We start from the raw sequence: 22,668 nt of genomic DNA on the forward strand, positions 1-22,668 counted from the left end.
CGATGGTGCCCACGTTAACGTGCGGTTTATTACGTTCGAATTTAGCCTTAGCCATAAATAGACCCTTTTTAGCAAACGGTGGTTGTATGAAATAAGTTTTTTAGATTGTACAGCGAGAAAGGCTTTTAAGATGGTGCTGATACCCAGAATCGAACTGGGGACCTCATCCTTACCAAGGATGCGCTCTACCGCCTGAGCTATATCAGCAACTTGATCTGTTTGGAGCGGGCAGCGGGAATCGAACCCGCATCATCAGCTTGGAAGGCTGAGGTAATAGCCATTATACGATGCCCGCGGCCTACTCGTAGCTATTGTACTGAAAATGGTGGAGGGGGAAGGATTCGAACCTTCGAAGGCAGTGCCGGCAGATTTACAGTCTGATCCCTTTGGCCACTCGGGAACCCCTCCACTATACTAATGGTGCCGCTTATCCGAGTCGAACGGATGACCTACTGATTACAAGTCAGTTGCTCTACCAACTGAGCTAAAGCGGCACTACGTCAGTGGGTGCGAATTCTAGTGGAATGCCCCACCCCACGCAACAGGAATTAAAAAAAAACTTATAAATTCTGGCCTGAATGCTCAATAAGTACACAAAATGGTCAATTCGGCTGAATATAACGGGCTAATCCCTGAAAGATCAGTTGGGATTCGAGCTGAATGGGCAGATCCGCCAGGTATTTTTGTAAAAGCAAGGCGTCGCCACCGGTTAAAATAATTCGCTGTGTAGGTTTAATTGCATAGGCTTGGCGAATAGCCCCCACTAAAGCGGCAATAGCACCCTGATACAAAGCTGTCGCAGTGTCAGTTGCAGGTGACAACTGCTCTGTCTCAAGTTCTGCTGAAAATACTTTAGCAGTTTTACTCAAGACAGCCTCTTGCTGTAGTTTTTGCCCGGCCAAAATCCAGCCGCCACCATGCATACCTTCAGCACTTAACCAATCGACAGTTAAAGCTGTACCAGCGTCAACTATCAGCAGATCGGTATTCGGATACAAGCCCGCAGCAGCCACTAACGCCAGCCACCGATCGACCCCTAATAATTGCGGCTGCAGGTAACTGTTAGTCACATTAAACGCCTGAGCTTCACTTTGTATCTGGACGAGAGGGATAGCAGCGGGGATCTTGTCGCGAACCTGTTGCACTCTGGTCTGCGCCGCCACACTGGCACAATAGACTGCTTTTATCTGTAACCATTGTTCCGCATTGATATTTTCCAGCTGAATTTCTGTCAATGTGCCTGCATGATATAAACGGGCTTTACTACGGCTATTGCCTATATCTAGTAATAATTCCATCACAGCGCCTTTCTTAAGCTAAGTTCGCCACCATAAAAGCTTTGCTTCTGGCCATTGATATCCAGCACCAGCCCACCCTGAGCATCCACACCAGCGCAAACGCCAGTAATGGTTTGACTGCCGCTGGACAAGGTTACTTGCTCACCGGCAAATTGATCGAGCTGATTAAATTCCTGTACATAGCCTGCAAAGCCCTGCTGGCTAAATTGCTGTAATTCCAGCACTAACTGCTGTTGCAGTAAAGCCACCAGCAGATTGCGATCTATCGGCTGACCTAAAGCCGAAGTTAAATCAGCCCAGGGCTGATCTACAGCTTTATCGGTTTGTTCCGGCATACGAATATTTAAGCCCAAACCTATCACCACATCACATTGGGCATGAGTTTGCCCGGCCAGCTCGACTAAAATACCTCCGAGTTTTTTATGCTCCAGATACAAATCATTAGGCCACTTCAGCCGCACAGGCAATTGCCATTGCTGCTGCAGCACTTTGGCTACCGCCAGCCCCACGACTAAGCTTAAGCCCATCGCAGCCTGAATCCCCTGCTCCAGTTGCCAGTACATCGAAAAATACAAGTTGCAACCAAAAGGCGAAAACCACTGCTTGCCTCGCCGTCCACGGCCTGCAGTCTGAGCTTCAGCGACCAGTACAGCACCTTTTTCAAGCAAAACGCCTTCTTTAAGTTTTTGCATCAGTTGGCTATTGGTGGAGTCCGTCACAGATTGTACCCAGACAGGCGCTGGCTGCTGTTGCTGTTGTTTAATCAAGGCTGCATCCAGCAATTGCACAGGTTGCGCCAGCCGATAGCCTTTGCCTTTAATTTTGTATAAATCCAGCCCGTAGTGCTGCAATTGTTCTAAATGTTTGGCCACAGCGGTGCGGCTTATCCCTAACTGCTCGCCCAGCCACTGGCCAGAACATAAAGCGCCATCAGCCAGATAATGCACCAGTTGCCGTTGTACAATCAGGCTGTGAGGTAAAGTTTTACGTGGTTCATTGGCCAATTAAGCGCACCTCAGGTTCCAACTGAACCGCAAACTCTGTTGCAACTTTTTGCTGTATCAGCGCGATCATTTGTTGCAACTCTGCAGCTGTACCTTTACCAAAATTCACCAGCACCAGCGCTTGTTTTTCATAACAACCCACATCGCCAATACACTGACCTTTTAGCCCAACCTGCTCTATCAGCCAACCTGCGGCCAGTTTAATCAAGCCATCAGCTTGTGGATAAAACGGCATCGCAGGATACCTGTGTTGAATAGCTTCAAATACCGGGCGACTCACCACAGGATTTTTAAAAAAGCTGCCGCAATTAGGTAATACGGCTGGATCCGGTAACTTGGACTGACGCACAGCAATCACAGCCTGCGCAACCTCTGCCACACTGCTATGTTGATTTAAATGCTCCAGCCCTTTGTAGCCTAATTTCGGCTGACCTTGTTTTTTTAGTGTCAAACCCACAGCCACAATCACGCCCTGACCCGCAAGCGCTGTCTTAAAAATACTGTCCCGGTAGCCAAAACCGCAATCACTTTTCCGTAAACGCTGCACGTCACGGTTTTGCCAGTGGAAAAAATCGACATAATCGCAGCAATCCGCCAGCTCAGCACCATAAGCACCAATATTCTGTACCGGAGCTGCACCTACACTGCCTGGTATCAGAGATAGGTTTTCTAATCCCCACCAGCCCTGAGCTACTGTCCAGCTCACCAATTGATGCCAATTATCCCCTGCTTCTATATGCAGTTGCACCTGCTGCTCATCTTCTGACAACACAGTTCGACTTTTGGCTAAATAACGCAAAACAGTTTGGTTTTGATCGCTCAGGAAAATGCTGTTGCTACCTTCACCTAACAATAAGGGAATGGTTTGAGGCCGATAAGCTTTTAATTCAGCTAAAGATCCCAGCTCAATTAATTCAGCAAGTTGTGTATCCAGAGCAAAAGTGGAATAGGATTTAGCAGAGAGCTGCTGTAACAGACGCATAAAAGCACCAAATAACTGAAGTGTGCTTATTCTACTGGTTCCAGCGCAACAGACCAAAAAAATCTCAACAAGAACCAGCAATAAGCGGGTTAACCCTGTGCGGAAACTATGGCATCATAACCACAAACAGGTCCAACCAGAGAGTTTTATGTTACATCACACTTATATCAAAGTCCGGGGATACCACCTGGACGGCTACCAGCATGTCAATAACGCACGTTACCTGGAGTTTTTGGAAGAAGCCCGCTGGGGTTATCTTGAGCAGCATGGCGATATTGAACACTTCGAACAGCTGGGCCTGGCCTGGGTGATCGTGAATATCAATATTAACTACAGAGCTCAGGCCACCATGGGCCAGCAACTGCGTATTGATACCGAGTTCAGCGCCATTAATACCAAAAGCTCTGTTATTCATCAGAAAATCTGGCTGGATGGCACAGATACCTTAGTGGCCGATGCCAATATCACTTTTGTCTGTCTGGATAAAAAAACCGGCCGTGCTGTGGTGATCGAAGGCGATTTAAAAAGCCGCCTTGAGCCGCGTCTGGCCCACCAAATCGATATCTGAGGTCATAAGCAAGCCTGCCAGTGTATTCGCTCTGGCAGGATCATCGCAAATGACTCTCCTTCTGCTGTACACAAATGACATCATAAAACCGCTGTTTGATCGCAAAATTCATGACAACAAAAGCAAGGCTGTGTAAATCTAAGTCATTGTTAAAAAAGTAGAGTCACGGATATGGAATTGATTAACTGGGAACAATTTGGTCTGGTTGAATTGCGGGTTGGCACCATTATCGAGGTAGCTGATTTTCCGCAAGCACGAAAGCCTGCGTATCAACTGAAAGTCGATTTTGGCTCTGACATTGGAGTGAAACAATCCAGTGCTCAAATCACAGCGCTGTATACCAAAGAACAATTGCTCGGCACACAGGTGATTAGCGTGGTGAATTTTCCAGTCAAACAAATAGGGCCTTTTCGCTCTGAATGTCTGATCACAGGGTTTTACCGCCCAGATGGCGCTGTGGTATTGGCCGTGCCTGAGCAAAAAGTACCCAATGGCAGCAAAATGGCATAACAAAAAATTTACACAAAAAATATTTTCAGATAACTTTAATTGCGAATTTTCACGGATAGTCAGGAACATCGGATGTTAAAGCAACTATTGCTCAGTTCAGCGTTGTTAAGCTCATTTTTGTCAGTGCGACCTTTACCAGGCTAAGCGGTATTACCATCAGGAAAATTATCAGCAAGCAAAAGCTGAATTTGAGCGTCTCTTACCTTTGGGTAACGACATGGCGGCCTTTAATTTGGCGGTAATGGCGATGAAAGGCCAGGGCATGCAACAGGATTTGTCTCTGGCCTATCTTTACTTTTTAGCTGCAGCAGAACTGGGCCACCCTGATGCAGCTACTGGTCTGCAAACTCTGGATACGCATCTGACGACAGAGCAAAAGCAGTTAGCGCAGCAGCAACTGTTGTTGCAAAAAAATCAGTGGGTTCCCTCTTATGCCACCATGTTGGCCCAACGCAAATCTCCATCCTCCCTGTATAACCAAGGCACGCTGCCCGAAGTGATAGAAAGGGTTGAACCTAACTATCCGGTCAGAGCTGCGCGCAAAGGAACTCAGGGGTTTGCTGCTGTGCTCTTTCTTGTGGATGAGCAAGGTCAGGTTATTTACGCTAAAACCCAGCATAGTTTTCCTGCAGGAGTGTTTGATGAGGTGTCAGAGAATGCGCTGCGACAATGGCGTTATCAGCCGTCATCCAGCAAATCGATACGAAGGATCACTCTGGATTTTAGTTTAGCCGTAGGTGGTCAGGAGCAGTGGCGGAAAAAACTACTGCATGCACTGACTAAGGACTCCTGGCCCGCAGCCAAAGCTGGTGTGGCATCTTCTCAATACAGCAATGCTATTTTACTGAACTATTTGGATCAAGACGCTACGCCGAGTCTCAGCGATCTGAGTGTAAGCACGGAAGAATTACCGCAGCTTTCTGATTTTAAATCAGAAAAAGCCAAAGCTGTGAAGATGTCAGCCTTTACCGGCAGCGCTATACTCAGAGTGGACTCAGATAAAAAGCTTAAACAACTGACCACACTTTCCGGCGAAGTGCCTTTTGCACAAGGCGATACCCTGAGTTTTATCGATAAGGCTGGTGACTACAAAATTGCTCCTTGGGATCTGAACTACAACACAACAAAAGCACCTCTTTATGCCAAAGATAAAATGTATCTCAAACAGCTCCATCAGCGACCTAAAGAATGGACTGACGAATACTGGTTGGATCAGGCGGCCCGTAATGGCCTACTTGAAGCACAGCGCGCGCGGGCACAATTTGATCAAGGCTGGGCTCATTATCTGCAGAGGAAGAACGATCCTGTGGCGTTAGGCTGGCAAGCTATTGAGTTGCTGACAGCAAATAAAACTGACGAAGCTGCAGCTGTTTTTAGCCAAGCAAAAGCAGCTAGATTTGAAGCCACAGCAGAACTGGAAGCCTTATTCCAGTAAAGCTCTTGCCCACAATTCCAGCTTCGCGTCTCTGCTTTGGCTGGCATGGGCAGGGCTGCTGGACGGCAATTGAATGTACTCTATGTCGTTACGCTGTTTCAGCAACGGCAGCAGATGACGTTTAAACTCTTCTGCTGCCTTGGCGCCGTTAAAGCAAATCTTTGAAATCTGTGGTTCTGCTGCAAGCAATTGCGGTATCGCATTACAAATTACAGTGTGTTTTTTAATAGCACTGTCCAGACTGCCCAACCGCTCGCAGTGTGCGATGACATCCCACAGCGCTATGCCTTGTTCGGTTAACAACTGACAACGCTGCGGATACCCAAGCTCCAGCGGAATAGCAAACAGCTGCTGCATAAAAGGCCAGAATAAATTGCGGGGATGGGCGTAATAACGCTGTTCAAGCAAAGAGGCAGAGCCAGGCATACTGCCAAGCAACAGAAGACGAGGCCTGACACCAAGAACTGGAGCCAGACCCGTTAATAACTCAGGATGCATATCAGGACGTTTTCAGACCCGGCTGATACTGCAAAGCTTTTTGCCAGGCCATTTCGGCCTGCATAGGTTCGCCATCTTGCTCTGCACAATAAGCCAAAGTCGCATACAGCACTGCGTCTTCCTGGTGATCACGCAACCAGTGCTGTAGCTGTTTACGCAGCAACACCACATGACGTTTTAATGGAATGTGCCGCAGCACAGGCCATACCAAAGGTAAGTCACTGTAAGATAAATGATCAACCAGCAGTTTTTCAGCTTGCTCAGCCTGACCTGCTTTCACGTTCGCCCAGACCCGACCTAATACAGCAGCCATCGACTTACGTTCTTTCGACGGCAATGCCAGCCAATAATCACTGTTTTCATCAAACACCCCTTGGGCTGCCAGATTACGGATGGCCTGAGGATACATCTGATAACGCTGCACTTGCCACTGCGCTTTGGTAAACCACTTTTGCTCTATGGCTTTAAGCGCAGTATGAAAAACTTCAATATTATGACCTGCAGCTAACAGGGCCTGAAAATACAAAGGTGCTAATAAAGGCGCATCTGCCGGTATCAACATGTGAGGCTGCAATAACTCCAGCGCAGCTTTGGCCTGATTCTGGCGCAGTAATAAATCAGCTTTGACATAACAACTCTGCGCTTTTGTTGCATCCAACTGCTCAGCCAGTTGCATAGCTTTAGTCGCATGTCCGGCCTGCAAAGCAGCGTAACAGGCCATACTTTGGCGTAGCATAGTAAATTCAGGCATAGCGTCAGAGCGATCAAAATACTGCTCAGCATCCTGAAAACGCCCCGCCGCCAAAGCCAAAGCCGCTTGTTCAAAAGCCAAACGGGCTTTGCGCTGCTGACGGCCACGAAACGGATTGAGAGTCCAGTTACGAAAACCCAAAAACGGCCTTAAAATTCGTAACGTCAGCCATAACAAACTCAGACTCAACAACAAAATGATGGCAAACCCCACCAGCGTCATTTCAATGGTCCATGGACCCAGCACCAGCATCAGATAACCCGGATTCTGCGTCAGCCATGGTCCTAGCCACATGGCGGATGCCAGCAACAAAACTACCAGTAGCAGACGGATCATTGGCTACTCTCCACCATGCTTTGACGCATGACCTGATCAAGCACAGCGCTGGATTGCAAAGCAGCTGGCGCAGGAAACGCCACAGGCAAGGCAGCCAGTTGGACTAATTGCTCTGATGCTGCGCGGACCTTCGGATCAACAGCAGCAAAATAACGTTGCAAGGTATCCATCGCCTGCTGTAATGCAACCTGATACAACTCACTCTGATACTTCATTGCGGCCAGTTCAGCCAGCAACAGTTGTTGCTGCAAGGTGTTACGCAAACTCAGTTGCTCGCCTGCAGATAACACAGACAAATCTTCCGGCTGAGTAGGACGCACATGCACTAACGAACTCCAGAATGAATTCCAGTGCTGAAGTAAAGTAGTTTGCCAATCAGAACTGGTAACAGCTACAGGCTCTGCATCATCCAGTTCACGCTCACTTTGACGTAGCGGTAAATCAAATACAGCTTTACGCAGGCTGGTTAAACCCAGTTGGATTTTGGCAACATCGGGCAAGGTATTTTTTTGCAGCTCAGCTAAATCTGCCTGAATGGCGTGACGCAGCGGCTGCATGCTGCTGTCCTGTAACAAGGCCAACTGCTGTTCAGCGCCTTGCAATAAACGCAAAGCCGCTGGCATGTCCTGCTCCAACCAGATTTTTTGTCCGGCCAGTTGTAAGAGCTGCTGAATTTGCCATAACTGCCAGGTACGGCCATTACTCAGCTGTTTTTTACTTTCCAGTTGCAATTGCAGCAGAGCTTGTTGTTGCTGCTCACTCAAAGCGCCTTGTTGTTTTTGTTGGTCAACAACTAATGCCAGTTGCTGCTGCAATTGATCGGTCAGTTGCTGATGCTGCTGTTTGCCTTGTTCAGTTTGTTGCTGTTGCTGCTGTTGCAAGACATGCTGTTGCTGCTGCAACGCAGTCCACTGCGGCCATAACCACCAAGTCACTGCGGCAAGAGCCGCGACCAAAATCAAATTCAGTAGCACAGAAAACCAGGCGATAGCACGGCCTGTTTTCGCTGATGGTACAGGAACATTTTTAATTGGGTCTTTTTTAACCGGCTCAGACTTCGCCGAACCTTGAGAGAGTGGTGATTCAGAGGCAGTAACAGCCACCGGCGTATCAGTCATGACAAGTTCCTCTTAACTGGCAAATCGCCTCCAGTAACGCCTGATCATTGGCACTGGCTGACAAATAAATACGGGATCCGTCGATCCCAAGTTCGATAGCGGCCTCTTTCATCCGCGGGCTAACCATAATCCATAGCTGTTGCTGTAACCAGCTATGTTGCTCTTTGGGCAATAATGCAAAAATAAGCTGTAAAATTTCGTTGCTGGTCACCACAATACATTGAATATGTTGCTGATGCCACTGGTCCGACAAGCTTTGGCCATCTAAGGGCAAGGGCACTCTGCGATAACTTTGCACATAATGAATATGAGCACCGCGCTGTTGTAAGCCTTTTTTAATCAGCTCACGACCTGCATTGCCCCGCACTATCACAATATGTTTATCAGCTACATCCTGCAGCTGAGGTAAAGCCAGCAACCCCTCACTGCGCTGATCCTGCGGCACAGTTACTTCGCGGCCACTGCATATTTCCAGCACTGTCGCGGTCGTAGTTCCGACGGCCACTAAAGGCGCAGTAATTTTTTTGCAATCGTATTGTTGCTGCAAACAGCTGACCGCGCTAACACTGACAAAAATCACCTGATCGGCCTGTTCCAGCATAGTGCCGGCTTTGGCTTTTAACGGCACTAATTGGGTGGTGATCAAAGGTTGATACAAATAGGGAATAGCCAGCTCATCTAAACTGGCCAGCAACTGATCCGCCTTGCCCGCCGGTCTGGTAATCAGCACCGGGCTTAGTGGATCAAGCAGTGGTGTAGTCACGCCTATCAGGCCTGACGATAGACCGCATCTAAGATGCGATCTGCGCCTAAAGCCAATAATTGTTCAGCCAGTTGAGTCCCCAACTGCTCAGCTTGTGAAGCTTGCCCTTTGATTTCTGAGCGTAAAATTTCAGAACCATCCAACTGTCCGACCAAACCACGCAGCCAAAGTTCATTTTGCTGCAGTACTGCAAAAGCACCAATTGGCACCTGACAACCGCCCTGCAGCTTACGGTTCATTGCCCGTTCGGCCAACACACAAATACGGGTTTCCCGATGTTCCAGTGGAGCTAATAGCTGTTGCACCACCAAATCATCACTACGACATTCAATACCTACGGCGCCCTGGCCATTGGCCGGTAAACTGGTGCCAACCTCCAGAAAGCTGGCAATACGAGTTTCAAAACCTAAACGTATTAAACCTGCAGAAGCCAGAATAATGGCGTCAAACTCACCAGCGTCCAGTTTTGCCAGACGGGTGTTGACGTTGCCACGTAAGTCTTTGATCTGTAGGTCTGGTCGCATGGCTTTAATTTGACACTGGCGACGTAAACTGGAAGTTCCGACTACAGCCCCCTGGGGTAAATCAGCAAGTTGTTGATAGCTGTTGGAGACAAAAGCATCGCGGGGATCTTCACGTCGACAAATGGTATGCAACATCAGGCCTTCAGGAAAATCGACTGGCACATCTTTCATGCTATGGACAGCTATATCAGCACGGCCTTCCAGCATGGCAGTTTCCAGCTCTTTGACAAACAAACCTTTGCCACCAATTTTGGCTAAAGGAGTATCCAGAATTTTATCGCCCTGAGTCGACATAGGCACCAATTCAACCTGCAAACCAGGGTGGGCCGCAACCAGTTCAGCTTTAACAAAATTGGCTTGCCATAAAGCTAAAGCACTTTTACGGGTGGCGATACGAACCAGGTTCATAGGTACTCCTTAAAACAGCGGAAAATAACAGCAGCGCCATGACAATAAAAGCTGGTCTGCCTGAAAATGCCGCCTAGTATAGTTCTTATTGATAATGAAAGTGATGGCTGAACAACAGATTTTGCTGTGGATCAAGGATTTCAACCCGCCATTCACCTTTCTGGCTGGCGTCGAATTCTTTTCTGCTGTAGGTACGCCAGTAATCCAGTTTGACCGGCAGCTTAATCCGGGTCATCAGTTTACCTTCGTAATACCACAGATGTTCTATGCTCTGACCATTTAAACCTTTGACCTCAGAATACAGCGACAGCTGCGGAACTGTGGCTGCGTCGACCTTTTCACCTAAACTGCGGGCTTTGGCAGAAGGCGTTTCGTTAGTCAACAAAGCCAGTCTTAATACACCAGTCTCTGCGCTAAATAATGGCGTACCTGATTCTGCCGGAGCTTCTGCAACTAAAGCTGTTTCAACAACAGCAGGCGGCGGTGTCACAGCGGCACCAGATAGCACTGGAGTTTCTGCTGGTTTGACTTCTGCTGCAATAGTTTCAGTGCTTGCCGTTTTAACGGGTAGAGGCTCTGGTTCAGGGTTTTGCTGCACAGCCTCCAGCACCAGCTCTGGTGTGCCAGCCTCAATAGATTCAGTGGTCATTACAGCAGGAGCTGTTTCAGCCAGCGGACTAATCACGGCATCAGGTGACTCAACATTTAGCCAGCCATACAGCAGCAGAGCAGCAGCACAAAGTGTCAATACGGCACCGGCAATACGGCGCCAATGCCAGTGTTGCTCTGTTATTGGTTCGGGCAAATCGCCAGACGCTGCAGTAGCGCCCAGACTGACCCGAACCACCAGTTTTTCCTGTGCTGTTGTCACTTTGACTGTTCCATTTTTAAAGTGCTGGTAATTGCTGCTGAATAAAACGGCTGATATCGGCAATCTGTTGCGGGCATACACTATGGCCCATACGGTACTCGGCCCAGTTCACATTAAAACCAGCAAATTTCAACGCGTTAAAAGCGGCCTGACCTGCGCTGTAGGGCACCACTTCATCGTGAGTACCATGATTCACCAGCACAGCTGTACTTTTGTTAGCGCCAGTCATTTCTTCTTTGAGCTTGCCTGGCACAGCCATATAAGTAGAAAGCGCCATCACACCGGCTAGTTTGTAAGGCAAACGAGGCAGTAAGTGTAAGGCAATGACGCCACCCTGACTAAAACCCGCCAACAGAATACGATGAGCCGGAATGCCCTGTTCAATCAGTTTATCCAGTAAGGCTGTCACTGCAGTAGCCGATTCACGTACACCAGTTTCGTCTGCTCTGTCGTTTAAATCCCAGGTTTTAATATCGTACCAACCGCGCATCTGCATCCCACCATTGATAGTAATAGGACGCACAGGCGCATGTGGAAACAAAAACCGGATGCCAGAACTTTTTGGCAAACGTAATTCCGGCACTATAGGAGCAAAACCATCACCCGAGTCACCCAAACCATGTAACCAGACCACAGCAGCATCGGCCTGACCTTGGGGTTTTACATCGACAAAAGGAAGTAACGCCATTGTATTTCTCTATTGATTTTGTTTACTGACCGCATCACTCACGAGTTATCGGCTAACACTACGTTTTGACCAGACTGTTTGCTAAAGGCATCGGAAATTAATGCCCAGAACTCAGCGCCAGTTCTGTTATCAATCCAGACACCGTCTTTTAATTCAAAATGGTGGCCATTAAATTTAGTCGCGACCCACAGCTGATGCAGTGGCGGCTGTTTATTAATGATCACCTTGCTTCCTTCAGGAAAACTGATACTCAACAAGCCACCGTTTGACTCATAATCTAAATCCAGGTCCAAAGCTTCGATCGCATCTTCCACCGCAAGCAGCACCTGATCGGTCAGTTCGTCATATTCTACGTCATTCATCGGTTTCACCTGTTTGCTTTTGCTGTTAAGGATGCGATTATAGAGCGCAAAATAATTAATGAAATAAAAACCATGAATACAAAGCGACAAAGACTGGTGTGCATCCTGTTGCTCAGCCAATGGTTACTGGCCTGTGGCCAAAAAGGTCCTTTGACATTGCCTCAAACCCCACAACCGAATAAAGCGCCGGCAGAACAACCAGCGCCAGCCGATCAGCCAGTAGTTTCAAAGGAACAGTAGTGGATTACTTTAATTATCAGAATCAGAATTTATTTGCCGAAGGCGTTGCGTTAGCCGATATTGCCGCAGAATTTGGCACGCCCACTTATGTTTACTCACGCGCCACCATTGAGCGTCATTACAAAGCTTTTGCCGAAGCTGCGCCAAGCCGTGACTTATTAGTCTGTTACGCCGTCAAAGCCAACAGCAATATAGCTCTATTAAACCTTTTGGCCAGGCTCGGCAGTGGTTTTGATATAGTGTCTGAAGGTGAATTACGCCGCGTATTGCAAGCCGGTGGTGATGCAAAAAAAGTGGTGTTCTCTGGTGTAGGCAAGTCTGTCACTGAAATTGAGTTTGCGCTGCAAACTGGCATTAAGTGCTTTAACGTCGAATCAATTCCTGAGCTGGAACGTATTCAGCAAGTGGCAAGCCGCCTGAATATCATTGCGCCTATTTCTATTCGGGTGAACCCGGATATAGACGCAAAAACCCATCCTTACATTTCTACCGGCTTAAAAGCCAATAAGTTCGGTATCGACATTAATGACGCCGTATCCATGTACCAGCGAGCGCATGCTGCTTCGCATTTAAAAGTTTGTGGTGTGGATTGTCATATCGGCTCACAGCTGACTGAAACCCAGCCGTTTTTAGATGCTTTAGATAAGTTACTGGCGCTGATCGACAAATTAGCTGCAGTGGGTATTCACCTCACTCATATTGATATAGGTGGCGGTTTAGGTGTGCCTTACGATGGCGAAACTCCGCCACATCCTGCGGAATATGCAGCTAAAGTGGTAGAGAAACTGGCGGCTTATCCGCAGCTGTCGCTGATTTTTGAACCGGGCCGCGCCATTATGGCCAATGCAGGTGTACTGCTGACCAAAGTGGAATATTTAAAACCAGGTCAGGAAAAACATTTTGCTATTGTTGACGCTGCGATGAACGACTTAATTCGCCCGGCACTTTACAGTGCATGGCAATCTATTATTGCTGTGCAGCAAAAACCTGATGTTCCTACTATGACTTACGATGTGGTAGGTCCGGTCTGTGAAACCGGTGATTTCCTCGGTAAAGACCGTGCTTTAGCACTGGAGCCAGGTGATTTACTGGTGGTGCGCTCAGCAGGTGCTTATGGTTTTACCATGAGTTCCAACTACAACAGCAGACCCAGAGCCGCAGAAGTGCTGGTGGATGGTGACCGCAGCTATTTAGTCCGCCAGCGTGAACAATGGCAGGACCTGTGGCGCGGTGAACAGTTGGTACCCTGAATGATCCCAGACAATAAATTTAAAGATCGCAACAACCAAACCTTAGTGCATTTCTCAAAAATGCACGGTTTGGGCAATGACTTTATGGTGATAGACGCCGTCAGCCAGAATGTGTTCTTAACCAAAGAACAAATCAAAAAGCTGGCCGACCGCAACTTTGGTGTCGGTTTTGACCAGTTGCTGATGGTGGAACCACCTTACGATCCGGATCTGGATTTTCATTACCGCATCTTTAACGCCGACGGCTCTGAAGTTGAACAATGCGGCAATGGTGCTCGCTGTTTTGCTAAGTTTGTCCGGCATAAAGGCCTGACCAATAAATACAAAATTGCGGTCAGCACCAAGTCTGGCAAAATCACCTTGTATATAGAGCAAGATGGACAGGTTACGGTCAATATGGGCGTGCCGCAGTTTGATCCAGCCAAAGTGCCGTTTAAAGCACAAAAACAAGAGCTGAACTATATTTTGCATAGCGAAGATGCCACCACTTTATGTGGTGTGGTGTCGATGGGAAATCCGCATGCGGTGATTTTGGTCGATGACATTCAGACGGCTCCGGTGCATCAGTGGGGCCCTGTGTTTGAAAATCACGAACGTTTCCCTGAGCGCGCCAATATAGGTTTTATGCAGGTGCTGTCGCCTTCTCATGTCAAATTAAGAGTATGGGAACGTGGCGCAGGTGAAACCCTGGCTTGCGGCACAGGCGCTTGCGCTGCTGCAGTTATTGGTCAGATGCAGAAAAAATTACAATCCCAGGTAAGGGTAGATTTACCAGGTGGCTCTTTGCAGATCCGCTGGCAAGGGCCTGGCCAACCCGTCAAAATGACTGGGCCAGCCGAACATGTTTTTGATGGACAATTATTCTTATGAGCGACCTTCCTCTCGATACAGCACTGCTGAACCCTGAACTGGCCGAAGCCAGCCTGATTGTTGATTATCTCTATGATCATCCCGAGTTTTTTCTTCAGCATCCGGAGCTGTTAAGCCGGTTACGTTTACCACACCAGCAGCGTGGTGTGGTGTCTTTAGTGGAACGTCAGCTGGAATTACAGCGCGAAAAAATCCGCTCTTTAGAAGACGATATCACTCGCCTGATGGGTATAGCCCGCCAGAACGAACAGATTTTTTATGCGCTGAACGATCTGCACTTACAGTTATTAAAAGCCGCCGATCAAACGGCTTTACTGGCAGCGCTACAGGCTTTTACCGCCAAATTACCTCATGTACAAGCTTGTGTATTGGTCGACCTGCGGCAAAAAACCGATCAGGTCGCACAGTTACAGCTGATATTGCAGCGCCGTTTAAGTGGCAAAACTTATTATTTTGGCCGGATGAATCGCGACGAAATGTCAGCACTGTTTGAACCTCATATTCACTCCGTCTCCTTGCAGCTGTTAAAGCTATCGGACGACCAACAGTTCCTGCTGGCCTTTGGCAGCGACTCAGACGAACATTTCCAACCAGGCATGGATACCTTATTTTTGGACCATCTGGCGAAGCTGGTGTTGGCCGTTTTACCAACTGCTATCTGAACCGTGAAACTGCCTGCTGAACTGGATCATTGGCAAGCCGATTTGTCGGCTTTCCTGGCTTATTTAAAGCATGAACGGGGTTACAGCGACAAAACGCTAAGCAGCTATCAATTGCAACTTGCTGCTGTTGCCAGTCAGGTGGCGGAACAGGCCAACCATTGGGTCGAGCTGACAGAAACCCAGCTGCAATTGCATATATCGTCGTGCCGTAAAAGTCTGAAAGCCCGCAGCTTAGCACTTAGGGTAGCTTCGTTGCGCAGCTTTTACCGTTATCTGGTGCAACAAGGCAAGCTAAAAGAAAACCCGGCTTCTTATTTACAAGTGCCGAAGTTTGACAAACCTTTGCCAAAAAACCTCGACGTCGATCAGGTCAATCACTTGCTGGATTTTAATACCAGCGAAGACGCCCTCGCTTGCCGGGACAAAGCTATTCTGGAATTGTTTTACTCCTCAGGTTTACGGCTGGACGAACTGGTCAGCGCCAACCTGCAGGATATTGACTGGTCCGAAGCTTTAATACGGGTGCGCGGCAAAGGCAATAAACAACGTGTTCTGCCTATAGGCCGTATGGCTGTTGCCGCTATTAAAGACTGGCTAAAAGTACGAAGTGCTTACGTAGGCACAGAGCCAGAGGCGTTGTTTTTAAGCAAACAAAAAAACCGCATCAGCCACAGACAAGTGCAACAACGCGTCAACCTCTGGTCTGAACGTCAGGGTTTAGCTCAGCATTTACACCCGCATATGCTACGCCACTCCTTCGCTACTCATATGCTTGAATCCAGCTCAGACCTGCGCGCCGTGCAAGAACTATTGGGCCACGCTAACCTCAATACCACTCAGGTATACACCCATTTAGATTTCCAGCAGTTGGCCAAAGTGTATGATAATGCTCATCCAAGGGCGAAGAAGAAGTAAATCTTAGTGAGCCTAAAGCTCGTATTCTATGGACGAATCAGTATCACTGACAGCGGACTTAAACACTTATGCGTATTTACAAAGCCCTTTTGCCTTTTAAAGCCATTTCTTTTGACTTGGACGATACGCTGTATAACAACGGCCCTGTGATTGAGCAGGCTGAACTGGCTATGCAGCAGAAATTACTGCAATTGGCACCGAAGCTTGGGTTGATTGACCCAGAATTCTGGTGGCAAAAACGCAAAGAGCTGGCACAACGTGACCCTGAAGTTCGCCACGATGTCAGCCGCTGGCGCTTATTGTCAGTGGAACAAGGCTTAACAGAGCTAGGTATGGGCCGCTGTGAAGCAGGTGAAATTGCCGAACTGGCTTTTAGCGCTTTTTATACCGCCCGCAGTAATTTAACAGTGCCGGAGTCCAGTCATCAGTTGCTCAAAGCCTTAGCAGAGCGTTACCCATTGGTGGCTATTACCAACGGCAATGCCGATTTAAAACTGCTAGGTATCAGCCAGTATTTTCAATACGCTTATCATGCCGGCCCCAGCGGCAAAATGAAGCCTTACCCTGATATGTTTTATAAAGCCTGCCAGCAACTAGCTATTGCGCCTCATCAACTACTGCATATAGGTGATAATAGCAAAGCTGATGTGCGGGGAGCGCTCAATGCCGGCTGTCAGGCGGTGTGGCTGAAACATGAAGATCATTTTCAAACTGCAGTATTACCTCATCTGCAAATTGATGCGTTAGAGCAGTTGCAGGCTTTGCTTTAAGTTCACAAAGCTGGGGCAACAAAGCTGTAGGGCTGTTGGTTATATACCCAAGTTACTTGAAGATGCAGGGCGGCGACAAGCCAGTGAGCCTCCAGGAGCATAGTAAACCTATGTGACTGGGGCGAGATGGCGCAGTCAACAAAGCTGCAACTTCAAGGTACGAAGGGTATATAATGCTGCAAATTTTGCGACAGGTACTTACTGCTAATGGATGTCTCTTCTTTACTGGATGGCTTAAACGATAAACAACGTGATGCGGTAGCCGCTCCTCCTCAACATATGCTGGTATTAGCCGGTGCCGGCTCGGGCAAAACCCGGGTTTGGTGCATCGCTTAGCCTGGCTAATACAGGTGGAACGGGTTGCGCCTTATAGTTTATTGGCTGTGACTTTTACCAATAAAGCCTCACAGGAAATGCGTAACCGTATCGAACAGACTATAGGCGTTAGCTTAAATAATCTGTGGATGGGCACCTTCCACGGCTTATCGCACCGCATGTTGCGGGCCCATTATCTGGAAGCTGGATTACCTCAGGGTTTTCAGATCATCGACTCAGACGATCAATACCGTTTAGTACGTCGGGTATTAAAAGCGCTGAATTTAGACGAAAAACACTGGCCACCTAAACAAATTCAATGGTTTATCAACGCCCGTAAAGACGAAGGTCAGCGCCCAGGCACTATAGACGCGCATGGCGATTTCAGCCTGCAAACCATGATCAAAATTTACGCCGCTTACCAGGAAATGTGTGACCGCTCGGGCTTGGTCGACTTTGCCGAAATTTTACTGCGAAGCTTCGAGCTAATTAAACAGCAGCCACAAATTCGTGCTCATTATCAGCAGCGTTTCCGCCATATTCTGGTCGACGAGTTTCAGGATACCAACTCTATCCAGTATGAATGGCTACGTTTACTAGCTGGCACTGAAAGCAAAGTGATGATCGTAGGTGACGATGACCAGTCTATCTACGGCTGGCGTGGCGCTAAAGTGGAAAATATTCAGCAGTTTTTAAAGGATTATCCAAACCCTGTCACTATCCGCCTCGAGCAAAACTACCGATCGACAGGTACTATTTTAAAAGCCGCCAACTGCGTGATTTCGCATAACAGCGACCGTTTGGGTAAAGACCTGTGGACGGACGGCGAACAAGGCGAAGCGATATCGCTTTACACAGCGTTTAACGAGCTGGACGAAGCCCGTTTTATTGTCGGCCGTATTCGGGAATGGAAACGTGAAGGCGGCAAGCTGATTGAGGCCGCAGTGCTGTATCGCAACAACGCCCAGTCGCGGGTGCTGGAAGAAGCTTTAATTCAGGATGGTATTAACTACCGTATTTATGGCGGTTTACGTTTCTACGAACGTCAGGAAATTAAAGATTCACTGGCTTATTTGCGTTTAATTAATAACAGACAAGACGACGCCGCGCTGGAACGTATTATCAATACGCCGGTGCGTGGTATTGGCGATACCACAATGGACAAGGTGCGGGAAAATGCCCGTTCTTTGCAAATCACCTTGTGGCAAAGCCTGCAGCAAATGCTGGCCAACAAACAACTGACAGGCCGTGCCGCCAATGCCATCAGCACCTTTGTGCAGATGATTGATCAAATGGAAGCCGACAGCAAAGATTTAAGCCTAGATGAGCAAGCCGATCATGTCATTCAGGTATCAGGCTGATGGCGATGTACAAAGCCGAAAAAGGCGAAAAAGCCCAGACTCGCGTAGAGAACTTAAACGAACTGGTGAACGCCTGTGCCAACGCCACTTATGTTAATACCGAAGAAATGACGCCACTGTCTGCATTTTTATCTCAGGCTGCTTTGGAGGCCGGTGAATATCAGGCCGAAGAGCATTCAGACGCAGTGCAGCTGATGACGTTACACAGCGCCAAAGGTTTGGAATTCCCACTGGTGTTTATCTGTGGTCTGGAAGAAGGCATGTTTCCAAACCAACAAAGTGGTGATGACAGCGAACGTTTGGAAGAAGAACGTCGCTTATGTTATGTCGGTATGACCCGTGCTATGCAAAAGCTGTATTTAACTCATGCCGAAAGCCGCCGTTTATATGGTCAGGAGCAGTACAACAGACCATCCCGTTTTATCCGCGAAATTCCGGCTGACTGTTTAGAAGAAATTCGCCTGACCACTAATGTCAGCAAGCCAACTCAAATGAACCGTTTTGGCAGTGCCGCCAGCCACAGCGCCTTTGAGAATACTGGCTTTAAGCTGGGCCAAAGGGTATTACACGATAAGTTCGGTGAAGGCACAGTGCTGAATTATGAAGGCACAGGGCCACAGTCGCGCATTCAGGTGAACTTTGACGAACTGGGCAGTAAATGGCTGGTGACCGCTTATGCCAGGTTAGAACCAGTTTAAGCCATGACCGACCTGTACCAGATCATCCGCCAGCAACAAAACGCTTATCAAAAGCGTGGCTGGCGTTTACCGGTTTGGTTAGCAGGTTCAGAGGCTTATACCCAGCAGCAACTTTCAGCTTTAAAGCCTGCAGGCACAAGTTATTGGTTAGGCCATGCGCCCCCTGCTGGTTTTACGCTGTTGTCAGCCAAACAAAAGCAGCAATGGCTGGGCACTGAATGTGATCTACTGGTGGTGGATGCGCGCGATGCTGTCGACTGGGATTTAGTCGCAGCCAGCAGTGGTTGCTTAAAAGCGGGTGGGCTTTGGTTATTTGTGACCAACGAACCGGGTTTATGGCGACAACAGCCAAATCCAGCCGCTAAAAGAGTATTACCTTATCCGCTTGATGCTGCTGTTTATACAGGGTTATTTAAACGGTTTTGGTTAGAACAATTGCAGGACGCTCAGTGGCTACAGCTTATCGAAGGGCTGCCTGCTGTGATCCCTGTCTTGCCAGAGGCTATTACTACGGCACAAGCAGAACTGCCTTATCGCACAGCTGAACAACACCAGGCAGTGGCGGCTATCCATAAAGTAGTCACAGGTCACAGACGTCGCCCTTTGGTGCTGACGGCTCACCGTGGTCGCGGCAAATCCGGTGCTTTGGGCTTAGCAGCGGCTTTGTTAGTGCAACAAGGTAAAACCGATATTCTGCTGACAGGCCCTTCCCCTGTTGCTGTGCAAACCGCATTTTTAATCGCTGCGGGTCTGTTAAATCAGTCGTATCAACAGGGTCAAAATCAGCTATTAAACGGCGCTATTCGTTTTGTGCCTGTTGATGTTTTACTGGCAGAAAAGCAGCAGAACACTGTGATACTGGCCGATGAAGCTGCTGCTATTCCAACCCCTCAATTGCAGCAACTAACGGACTTATATAGCCGTTTAGTTTTCGCTACGACTGAACATGGCTACGAAGGTACAGGCCGTGGTTTTCAGTTACGCTTTCAAAGTTATTTACAGCAGCATTGCCCTGGTTTTCAAAAACTGCACTTGCATCAACCAATACGCTATCAGGCGAACGACCCACTGGAGCAGCTAATTTTTAGAGGTTTTTTACTGGAACAAACGGACTCTGTAATTACAGCACCGCTGCAACCAAAGGTCTTTAGCTATCCAATCAAAGATTTACTGCTACAACCTCAGAAGCTACAACAAATTTTTAGTTTACTCAGCCTGGCGCATTATCAAACCGATGTGATGGACCTCTGGGCTTTATTAGATAACCCGACACTGAAGCTCTATACACTGGAGCAAGATCAGCGGGTGCTCGCCTGTGCTTTAATCAGTTTTGAAGGTGAGCTGGATGCAGAACTCACTGTTGCGGTAGCGCATGGCAAACGCAGAGTACAAGGGCATTTATTAGCTCAAAGCTTAGCTTTTCATTGTTTACAACCTGAACTGGCGACACAAAAAATGGCCAGAATTCAGCGTATTGTGGTAAATCCTTCATTGCAAATGCAGGGGCTTGGCAGTCAATTATTAAACTTTGTGTTACAGGACTTGCAGAGCCAGCAGTATCTGGTCGGCACAAGTTTTGGTGCTACATTAGCTTTAGCAAAGTTCTGGCAAAAAGCGAGTTTTTATCCTGTGAAACTAAGCCATCAACATGAACAAGCCAGCAATGAAGCCTCTGTGTTGATGCTGCATGGCGAGCAATTTCAGTATTTACAACAGCAGTTTTCCAGACAGCTGTATTGGCAGCTTGCGGATAAACAACGCTTTTTAGATCCGGCCTTAGCACTGCTATGGGCCGAACCTCCGGCGATAACACTTACACCGCAACAGATCACCGAACTGAAGTTATTTCAGGCTGGCTTGCGTCCTTTTGATCTGATAGAAACTCAGCTGTTGTGTTGGTTTAATCTCAATTATGCCAAAGTCGAGCATCAAACAGCGCTCTTATTGGTACAACGGCTTTGGCAAAAGCTTTTCATGCCAAAGGCAAAGCAAAATCTACCAGAACTTTGTCAGCTTCTGCATTTATGAGCCAGAACAAGGTTCCATCTGGAAATCTCGACTAAACTCTTACAGATAAAAGTGGTAAGAGTAAAACTTCATGTCATTAAAAAGTGTGCGGAGGCTAAGTGCAGTATTGTTTTTAGTCGGCGCGTCTGCTGTATCTGCTGAAGTAGCAAAAATCCAATTGGGCATGTCGGTTCCTTTGACCGGAAACGCAAGTGGTATAGGTCAAAGCTATAAAAATGGCGTTGAATTAGCGATCAATCAGTTGAATAAAGAAGGTGGAGTTCATGGCATCCAAGTACAACTAGTGATCAAAGACGATCAGTACGAGCCAGAACGAACAGTGCAAAACACCAGACAATTTATACTGGAAAACAAAGTGTTAGCTTTATTTGCTTATGTTGGTACACCAACCTCTCTTGCCATATCCCCCTTATTACAACATTACCAAATCCCCTACATAGCTCCTTTTTCAGGCGCGTCTTTGTTGCGTCAGAGTGAATATAACTTTATCTATCATTTACGTGCAGGTTATGAAGAAGAAACTCAAAGTCAGGTGGATTATTTGCTGCTAAATCCAAAAACTAAAGTGGGTTTGTTGCTACAAGCAGATGAATTTGGTGCTTCTGTGGAGCAAGGTTACCTTAAAGCACTTCAGTTAAAAGGAATATCACCTGTTATCACTGCACGTTTTCAACGTAATAGCACAGCGATAGAAGCAGGAGTGTCAGAATTGATCAACGCAGGCGCTGAATTAGTGTTTATGGTTGGCACCTACAAACCTCTGGCTGAGGCGATCAACTTTGGACGTCGTAAAGGTTACAGACCTACCTACGCCACTGTGTCTTTCGCTGGTTTGCAGCAGCTAAGTGCTCTGCTAGATAAAGGCGATAAGGTGATGGCGACCATGGTAGTACCCAAACCTACAGATACCAGTTGGTTATTAGTACGTGAATACCAGAGGTTGATGATTCAGCAAGCAGCGGCTCCTTTATCTGATATCGGCTTAGAGGGATTCACAGCAGGTACCTTATTAGGACAAGCGCTAAAATTATGTTCTTTACCTGTGGAACGCTCGTGTTTATTAGAAAAACTACGGCAACAAACCGCAGTTTATGATTTTCCTTTACAGTTTGATCCCATAAAACAACAAGCATCGCAGCAGGTGTTTAGAGTAAAAGTGACAGATCGTGGGTTAGAGGATTTGAGGTAGGCAGCAGTAGGAGAATGTATTGCGCCTTTGGGGTATTTGTTGGTTAGTTTAAAAGCATTTCTGCTCTGAATTCGGGCGGTGAACTACAGTGCTCACCCCATCCTGGGGTTCGTCCCTGCGGGACCCGCCGTTGGCGGTCCAAAAACGTTCCAGACGTTTTTGTCGCATGGGGGATGCCCTGCTCGAATGGCTCACCACCGATTTCGAAGTAAATAAAAAAGCCCCTCGCTTGCGCGAAGGGCTTTTCCATTTAT

22 protein-coding genes, 4 tRNA genes and 1 pseudogene are annotated in these 22,668 nt (G+C 47.7%); 12 read left to right on the forward strand and 15 right to left on the reverse strand.

Translation table 11 applies throughout. The features are described from left to right. Positions 1-131: 131 nt before the first annotated feature. From WH43_RS18900 to murB, 7 genes are all read right to left on the reverse strand, one after another. Positions 132-207: transfer RNA gene (locus tag WH43_RS18900), tRNA-Thr, on the reverse strand. A 13-nt stretch (positions 208-220) separates the two neighbouring features. After that, positions 221-295: transfer RNA gene (locus WH43_RS18905), tRNA-Gly, on the reverse strand. Between the two features lie 28 nt (positions 296-323). After that, positions 324-408 (reverse strand) — tRNA-Tyr (locus tag WH43_RS18910). Positions 409-418: 10 nt separating this feature from the next. Next, a tRNA-Thr gene (locus WH43_RS18915) sits at positions 419-494 on the reverse strand. Positions 495-602: 108 nt separating this feature from the next. After that, positions 603-1,298, reverse strand: a complete 696-nt coding sequence (locus tag WH43_RS18920) for a type III pantothenate kinase (protein WP_053426106.1) — start codon at positions 1,296-1,298, stop codon at positions 603-605. Next, complete coding sequence (birA, locus tag WH43_RS18925; protein ID WP_053426107.1) at positions 1,298-2,302, reverse strand: bifunctional biotin--[acetyl-CoA-carboxylase] ligase/biotin operon repressor BirA; 1,005 nt, start codon at positions 2,300-2,302, stop codon at positions 1,298-1,300. Before birA ends, WH43_RS18920 begins: the two co-directional genes overlap by 1 nt. After that, positions 2,292-3,284: a UDP-N-acetylmuramate dehydrogenase gene (gene murB / locus WH43_RS18930; RefSeq protein ID WP_053426108.1), complete on the reverse strand. Its 993-nt coding sequence runs from the start codon at positions 3,282-3,284 to the stop codon at positions 2,292-2,294. Before murB ends, birA begins: the two co-directional genes overlap by 11 nt. A 148-nt stretch (positions 3,285-3,432) precedes the next feature. Between murB and WH43_RS18935 the strand changes: the two genes are divergently transcribed. The 3 genes from WH43_RS18935 (at position 3,433) to WH43_RS18945 (ending at position 5,797) form a co-directional block, all read left to right on the forward strand. Then, on the forward strand, positions 3,433-3,852 hold the full coding sequence (locus WH43_RS18935; protein ID WP_053426109.1) for an acyl-CoA thioesterase: 420 nt from the start codon (positions 3,433-3,435) through the stop codon (positions 3,850-3,852). Between the two features lie 171 nt (positions 3,853-4,023). Beyond that, entirely contained in the window at positions 4,024-4,362 is a 339-nt protein-coding gene (locus tag WH43_RS18940) for a tRNA-binding protein (RefSeq protein WP_053426110.1), read from the forward strand. 217 nt (positions 4,363-4,579) lie between these two features. Beyond that, entirely contained in the window at positions 4,580-5,797 is a 1,218-nt protein-coding gene (locus WH43_RS18945; protein ID WP_053426111.1) for a TonB family protein, read from the forward strand. Here the strand turns inward: WH43_RS18945 and WH43_RS18950 are convergent. The 8 genes from WH43_RS18950 to cyaY all read right to left on the reverse strand — a co-directional run bounded on the left by WH43_RS18950 (position 5,786) and on the right by cyaY (position 12,116). Beyond that, positions 5,786-6,295 (reverse strand): DNA-deoxyinosine glycosylase, encoded by a 510-nt coding sequence (locus WH43_RS18950; RefSeq protein ID WP_053426112.1) that lies wholly within the window; start codon positions 6,293-6,295, stop codon positions 5,786-5,788. The genes WH43_RS18945 and WH43_RS18950 overlap by 12 nt on opposite strands. Position 6,296: 1 nt before the next feature. After that, positions 6,297-7,382, reverse strand: a complete 1,086-nt coding sequence (locus tag WH43_RS18955; protein WP_053426113.1) for a heme biosynthesis HemY N-terminal domain-containing protein — start codon at positions 7,380-7,382, stop codon at positions 6,297-6,299. Continuing rightward, positions 7,379-8,500, reverse strand: a complete 1,122-nt coding sequence (locus WH43_RS18960; protein ID WP_053426114.1) for a uroporphyrinogen-III C-methyltransferase — start codon at positions 8,498-8,500, stop codon at positions 7,379-7,381. Before WH43_RS18960 ends, WH43_RS18955 begins: the two co-directional genes overlap by 4 nt. Next, positions 8,493-9,263 carry a uroporphyrinogen-III synthase gene (locus tag WH43_RS18965; RefSeq protein WP_082335861.1) on the reverse strand — a complete coding sequence of 257 codons (771 nt, stop codon included), beginning with the start codon at positions 9,261-9,263 and terminating at the stop codon, positions 8,493-8,495. Before WH43_RS18965 ends, WH43_RS18960 begins: the two co-directional genes overlap by 8 nt. Positions 9,264-9,268: 5 nt before the next feature. Next, on the reverse strand, positions 9,269-10,195 hold the full coding sequence (gene hemC / locus WH43_RS18970; protein WP_053426115.1) for a hydroxymethylbilane synthase: 927 nt from the start codon (positions 10,193-10,195) through the stop codon (positions 9,269-9,271). An 85-nt stretch (positions 10,196-10,280) separates the two neighbouring features. After that, positions 10,281-11,066, reverse strand: a complete 786-nt coding sequence (locus WH43_RS18975) for a DUF2914 domain-containing protein (protein WP_053426116.1) — start codon at positions 11,064-11,066, stop codon at positions 10,281-10,283. Positions 11,067-11,082: 16 nt separating this feature from the next. Next, on the reverse strand, positions 11,083-11,754 hold the full coding sequence (locus WH43_RS18980; protein WP_053426117.1) for an alpha/beta hydrolase: 672 nt from the start codon (positions 11,752-11,754) through the stop codon (positions 11,083-11,085). Positions 11,755-11,792: 38 nt separating this feature from the next. Further along, positions 11,793-12,116, reverse strand: a complete 324-nt coding sequence (gene cyaY, locus WH43_RS18985; RefSeq protein ID WP_053426118.1) for an iron donor protein CyaY — start codon at positions 12,114-12,116, stop codon at positions 11,793-11,795. 72 nt (positions 12,117-12,188) lie between these two features. Here cyaY and lptM point away from each other — a divergent pair, with 72 nt between their 5' ends. The 9 genes and pseudogenes from lptM (at position 12,189) to WH43_RS19025 (ending at position 22,414) form a co-directional block, all read left to right on the forward strand. Then, on the forward strand, positions 12,189-12,356 hold the full coding sequence (gene lptM, locus WH43_RS21140; protein ID WP_145987571.1) for an LPS translocon maturation chaperone LptM: 168 nt from the start codon (positions 12,189-12,191) through the stop codon (positions 12,354-12,356). Next, positions 12,356-13,606 (forward strand): diaminopimelate decarboxylase, encoded by a 1,251-nt coding sequence (gene lysA / locus WH43_RS18990; protein ID WP_053426119.1) that lies wholly within the window; start codon positions 12,356-12,358, stop codon positions 13,604-13,606. The genes lptM and lysA overlap by 1 nt, the downstream gene beginning before the upstream one ends. Further along, entirely contained in the window at positions 13,607-14,476 is an 870-nt protein-coding gene (gene dapF, locus WH43_RS18995) for a diaminopimelate epimerase (RefSeq protein WP_053426120.1), read from the forward strand. Continuing rightward, a complete protein-coding gene (locus WH43_RS19000) occupies positions 14,473-15,138 on the forward strand; it encodes a DUF484 family protein (RefSeq protein WP_053426121.1) in 666 nt (221 codons plus the stop codon). The genes dapF and WH43_RS19000 overlap by 4 nt, the downstream gene beginning before the upstream one ends. Before the next feature lie 3 nt (positions 15,139-15,141). Further along, on the forward strand, positions 15,142-16,053 hold the full coding sequence (gene xerC, locus WH43_RS19005; RefSeq protein WP_053426122.1) for a tyrosine recombinase XerC: 912 nt from the start codon (positions 15,142-15,144) through the stop codon (positions 16,051-16,053). 68 nt (positions 16,054-16,121) lie between these two features. Then, positions 16,122-16,823 carry an HAD-IA family hydrolase gene (locus WH43_RS19010; protein WP_053426123.1) on the forward strand — a complete coding sequence of 234 codons (702 nt, stop codon included), beginning with the start codon at positions 16,122-16,124 and terminating at the stop codon, positions 16,821-16,823. Positions 16,824-17,030: 207 nt separating this feature from the next. Next, positions 17,031-19,197 (forward strand): annotated as a pseudogene (gene uvrD, locus WH43_RS19015) (DNA helicase II). Between the two features lie 3 nt (positions 19,198-19,200). Further along, positions 19,201-21,225, forward strand: coding sequence for a GNAT family N-acetyltransferase (locus WH43_RS19020; RefSeq protein WP_053426124.1), 2,025 nt, complete (start codon positions 19,201-19,203; stop codon positions 21,223-21,225). 70 nt (positions 21,226-21,295) lie between these two features. Then, on the forward strand, positions 21,296-22,414 hold the full coding sequence (locus tag WH43_RS19025; protein ID WP_053426125.1) for an ABC transporter substrate-binding protein: 1,119 nt from the start codon (positions 21,296-21,298) through the stop codon (positions 22,412-22,414). The last annotated feature ends 254 nt before the right edge of the window (positions 22,415-22,668 follow it).

This window comes from Rheinheimera sp. KL1, assembly GCF_001275035.1.
In the GTDB taxonomy this organism is placed as follows: domain Bacteria; phylum Pseudomonadota; class Gammaproteobacteria; order Enterobacterales; family Alteromonadaceae; genus Pararheinheimera; species Pararheinheimera tangshanensis.

Excerpts from the sequence above, each read along its gene's own strand:
- WH43_RS18950 (WP_053426112.1), bottom strand. The coding sequence starts at position 6,295 with ATGCATCCTGAGTTATTAACGGGTCTGGCTCCAGTTCTTGGTGTCAGG.
- WH43_RS18935 (WP_053426109.1), top strand. The coding sequence starts at position 3,433 with ATGTTACATCACACTTATATCAAAGTCCGGGGATACCACCTGGACGGC.
- dapF (WP_053426120.1), top strand. The coding sequence starts at position 13,607 with ATGATCCCAGACAATAAATTTAAAGATCGCAACAACCAAACCTTAGTG.
- WH43_RS18955 (WP_053426113.1), bottom strand. The coding sequence starts at position 7,382 with ATGATCCGTCTGCTACTGGTAGTTTTGTTGCTGGCATCCGCCATGTGG.
- lptM (WP_145987571.1), top strand. The coding sequence starts at position 12,189 with ATGAATACAAAGCGACAAAGACTGGTGTGCATCCTGTTGCTCAGCCAA.
- cyaY (WP_053426118.1), bottom strand. The coding sequence starts at position 12,116 with ATGAATGACGTAGAATATGACGAACTGACCGATCAGGTGCTGCTTGCG.
- WH43_RS18960 (WP_053426114.1), bottom strand. The coding sequence starts at position 8,500 with ATGACTGATACGCCGGTGGCTGTTACTGCCTCTGAATCACCACTCTCT.
- WH43_RS18945 (WP_053426111.1), top strand. The coding sequence starts at position 4,580 with ATGGCGGCCTTTAATTTGGCGGTAATGGCGATGAAAGGCCAGGGCATG.
- WH43_RS18980 (WP_053426117.1), bottom strand. The coding sequence starts at position 11,754 with ATGGCGTTACTTCCTTTTGTCGATGTAAAACCCCAAGGTCAGGCCGAT.
- hemC (WP_053426115.1), bottom strand. The coding sequence starts at position 10,195 with ATGAACCTGGTTCGTATCGCCACCCGTAAAAGTGCTTTAGCTTTATGG.
- WH43_RS19010 (WP_053426123.1), top strand. The coding sequence starts at position 16,122 with ATGCGTATTTACAAAGCCCTTTTGCCTTTTAAAGCCATTTCTTTTGAC.
- WH43_RS18920 (WP_053426106.1), bottom strand. The coding sequence starts at position 1,298 with ATGGAATTATTACTAGATATAGGCAATAGCCGTAGTAAAGCCCGTTTA.
- murB (WP_053426108.1), bottom strand. The coding sequence starts at position 3,284 with ATGCGTCTGTTACAGCAGCTCTCTGCTAAATCCTATTCCACTTTTGCT.
- WH43_RS19020 (WP_053426124.1), top strand. The coding sequence starts at position 19,201 with ATGACCGACCTGTACCAGATCATCCGCCAGCAACAAAACGCTTATCAA.
- WH43_RS19000 (WP_053426121.1), top strand. The coding sequence starts at position 14,473 with ATGAGCGACCTTCCTCTCGATACAGCACTGCTGAACCCTGAACTGGCC.
- WH43_RS19025 (WP_053426125.1), top strand. The coding sequence starts at position 21,296 with ATGTCATTAAAAAGTGTGCGGAGGCTAAGTGCAGTATTGTTTTTAGTC.
- WH43_RS18940 (WP_053426110.1), top strand. The coding sequence starts at position 4,024 with ATGGAATTGATTAACTGGGAACAATTTGGTCTGGTTGAATTGCGGGTT.